At 61.9% G+C, this 2,563-nt stretch carries 7 protein-coding genes; 5 read left to right on the forward strand and 2 right to left on the reverse strand.

Annotation, left to right across the window (positions count from 1 at the left end; all coding sequences use genetic code 11):
- Both ACY693_RS18190 and ACY693_RS18195 read right to left on the reverse strand, forming a co-directional pair.
- Nucleotides 1-219 (reverse strand): type II toxin-antitoxin system VapC family toxin (locus ACY693_RS18190; protein ID WP_462323222.1); only part of this gene is annotated, 219 nt, incomplete at its 3' end.
- Nucleotides 220-229: 10 nt separating this feature from the next.
- Nucleotides 230-493: a hypothetical protein gene (locus ACY693_RS18195; protein ID WP_462323223.1), complete on the reverse strand. Its 264-nt coding sequence runs from the start codon at nucleotides 491-493 to the stop codon at nucleotides 230-232.
- Between the two features lie 159 nt (nucleotides 494-652).
- On the opposite strand from ACY693_RS18195, the gene ACY693_RS18200 reads away from it, so the two are divergent.
- The 5 genes from ACY693_RS18200 to ACY693_RS18220 all read left to right on the forward strand — a co-directional run bounded on the left by ACY693_RS18200 (nucleotide 653) and on the right by ACY693_RS18220 (nucleotide 2,354).
- On the forward strand, nucleotides 653-1,042 hold the full coding sequence (locus ACY693_RS18200) for a hypothetical protein (protein WP_462323224.1): 390 nt from the start codon (nucleotides 653-655) through the stop codon (nucleotides 1,040-1,042).
- Complete coding sequence (locus tag ACY693_RS18205) at nucleotides 1,039-1,290, forward strand: hypothetical protein (protein ID WP_462323225.1); 252 nt, start codon at nucleotides 1,039-1,041, stop codon at nucleotides 1,288-1,290. Before ACY693_RS18200 ends, ACY693_RS18205 begins: the two co-directional genes overlap by 4 nt.
- A 27-nt stretch (nucleotides 1,291-1,317) precedes the next feature.
- Nucleotides 1,318-1,611, forward strand: coding sequence for a hypothetical protein (locus tag ACY693_RS18210; protein ID WP_462323226.1), 294 nt, complete (start codon nucleotides 1,318-1,320; stop codon nucleotides 1,609-1,611).
- 76 nt (nucleotides 1,612-1,687) lie between these two features.
- Entirely contained in the window at nucleotides 1,688-2,119 is a 432-nt protein-coding gene (locus ACY693_RS18215; RefSeq protein ID WP_462323227.1) for a putative toxin-antitoxin system toxin component, PIN family, read from the forward strand.
- On the forward strand, nucleotides 2,106-2,354 hold the full coding sequence (locus tag ACY693_RS18220) for a hypothetical protein (RefSeq protein WP_462323228.1): 249 nt from the start codon (nucleotides 2,106-2,108) through the stop codon (nucleotides 2,352-2,354). Before ACY693_RS18215 ends, ACY693_RS18220 begins: the two co-directional genes overlap by 14 nt.
- The last annotated feature ends 209 nt before the right edge of the window (nucleotides 2,355-2,563 follow it).

Raw genomic sequence — 2,563 nt, forward strand, 5'->3', positions numbered from 1 at the left:
ATCGACAGGCTGGATCTCGATCACGGCTAGCGCGAGCAGCTCGTCAAGGCTTTGGCGACCCAGTTCGCCACGCCGCGCGCTGATGACGAGCATGGTTTCAAGCCAGGTCGCTGCCGACATGACATTGGGCGAATCCGTCTCGCTCAAGCGGCAGGCGTAGCGATCAGCTTCCGGCTCATCCAGCAGGATGCACACGAGCGATGAGGTATCGATGACCACGTGCGAAACTTCAGCTTGGCAATCCGTTTGCATCGTAGCCGATGATCTCGTCCGCACCGCGCGGATCGAGTTCAGGAGCAGCCGCGCAGCGTCGGCTGACCTTCAGGATGGCGGCCAGCCGTTGATTCGCGTCCAGCGGGGGCGATGGCGGCGTCTCGTCGTCGTCCACCAGCACGATGACTTTGACGGGGCGGTCTTCCCGCCAATGCTGGTAAGAAGCCGGCAGGCGAATGACGCCTTCCTTTAGATGTGCCTTAAATTCGATGGCGTGCATGTGATTGGGCCGGTGAGATAGGGCAAGGGCCTGATGACGATACTGTATGTACAGTAGCGCAACTGGCTCCCTTCCGGCAACGGTATCGGTGACGTTGGTATTCGTGATGAAGCAGCAATTCGTATTCTCCAATGAGTGGCTTGCCAGGGAGCGAGCGTCATGAATGACCTGTTATGGAAGCTCCATCGTCTCCGCGCCATGAGTCCACCCGAGATCGCCCATCGGGTGGTGGAAAAGGTCAGGAAATCGACTGCACGCGGCACCCTGGAGGGCTGGGAACGCTATGCCAATCCCGGTCCCGTGCCTGTGCTGCCCGGCCCCTGGGAGAGCCTTGCGCGCGCAGTGCCGGAGCACGAATTGAACGCCAGAACCACCGTGCTCTTGGCCGGTGAATTCACCGCCCTCGGTCAAACCTGGCCGCCACGAACGCCCGAATGCCTGTTCCCTGCGGAGCTGTGGCTGGCGCGCTATCCGTCGCGCTTTTCCTCGGCGAATAATCATCGCCGCCCATGGCCATGCCGATGCGTTGGCGATCCTTGCGCCCGATGACCGGGCATGAACGCCTGCTGCGCAACAATGTGCTGGTGGCGGCGGTGGTGGCGCTGGGTATGGCCTTGGTGTTGATCCCGGCCTTTGGCTTGCTCGGCGCGGCGGTGGCAACGGCGACCGGCATGGCGATCCAGAATCTGCTCTGTGTCTGGCAGGTGCGCCGGGTGTTGGGGTTCAATACGCTGGCGATCTGGCAGAGAGTTAGACCTGAACCGGCTGGTGGTGGCTGCGGTGCGGGGTCAGCCTGAGGATCGAGGCCGCGTTGAGGATTGATGGTGTTCAGCTCGACAGTGTCGGCCCTCGCAACGCCGCAAGGCGCGGCCAGGTTCGCGGTGGTGGAAACCGGGACGCACGTCCTATCCGGTGATGCCGTTGCGGGCGCCTCACCAGGTCTTGGGCTGATACGCGAGGCCCACAAGCTGGTGCTTGCCAACATGACCCCAGAAGAGCGACTCAAGGGGCTTCCGCCTGATGAAGTCCTCAAACGCTACGATCCGGAGGAGCGACTCAAGGGGCTCGATCCGGCCACCATCGAGGCTTGGCTGACCAAGCAACGTCGGGATCATTGAGCGTCAGCTAACATGAATTTCGGATCGGGATTGAGTCCCGGTTGACTGACGCCGTTTTATTCATATGCTATGGCATATGATCGTTGTGCTCGATACAGATGTCATCGTTTCCGCTGTTGTCAGTCCGACTGGAGCGTCTCGGTTCTTGCTGCAGGAGATTGGTCTCGGTCGTTTGCAGGCGGCGGCCTCCGTACCGCTGCTCCTGGAATACGAAGCCGTGCTCAAACGCTCTGAAACACTGATTCGCGCGGGCGGCACGGTGGAGGATATGGATGTCATTCTCGATCAGTTGGCCTCCATGCTGCGGCGGGTACCGATCTGGTACCTATGGCGACCGCAGCTCCGTGACGCGAACGACGACATGGTGCTGGAGGCGGCAGCCAATGCGGCGGCGACGCATCTGGTGACCTTCAATATCCGTGACTTCGGAACCGCGCCGAACCGATTCGGAATCACGCTTTGCCGCCCAGCCGAAATCGCGAGGAATTTGCGTCATGAGCAAAAGTAACTACGCCTTGAGTACGCCACACAGCATTCTGGCGGCGGCACGCCGCGCCGCCAAGCGTGACGGCGTGAGCCTGAACCAATTCATCAACACCGCCCTGGCCGAGAAGGTGGCCGCTTTGGAGGCCGAAGAGGTATTCACCCACCGCGCCGCGCGGGCCGACCGAGCGCGCTTTCTGGATGTGTTGGAACGTCTGGGTCGGGAATCGCCACGACCAGGAGATGAACTGGACACCTAGCCCCGCAGGGTCCCCGCACCGACGCCTTCGCCGCCTGGCTGGACGGCCTGAAAGACCGGACTACGCGCTGTATCAGTCTCGACAGGCCGCACCGGCGAGCAGGAGCAGAGCGGTGAGGGTGATGCGCGGGCGCCTTACCAGGTCTTGGGCTGAAAGCCGGCGTCGTTGCGGATCTCGACCGCTTGTCCGGATTGGGCGAGCACGAAGAG

The sequence above is a fragment of the Halochromatium sp. genome (assembly GCF_054919635.1).

Coding starts and splice junctions, on each gene's coding strand:
- ACY693_RS18195 (WP_462323223.1), bottom strand. CDS start 493: ATGCACGCCATCGAATTTAAGGCACATCTAAAGGAAGGCGTCATTCGC.
- ACY693_RS18200 (WP_462323224.1), top strand. CDS start 653: ATGAATGACCTGTTATGGAAGCTCCATCGTCTCCGCGCCATGAGTCCA.
- ACY693_RS18205 (WP_462323225.1), top strand. CDS start 1,039: ATGACCGGGCATGAACGCCTGCTGCGCAACAATGTGCTGGTGGCGGCG.
- ACY693_RS18215 (WP_462323227.1), top strand. CDS start 1,688: ATGATCGTTGTGCTCGATACAGATGTCATCGTTTCCGCTGTTGTCAGT.
- ACY693_RS18220 (WP_462323228.1), top strand. CDS start 2,106: ATGAGCAAAAGTAACTACGCCTTGAGTACGCCACACAGCATTCTGGCG.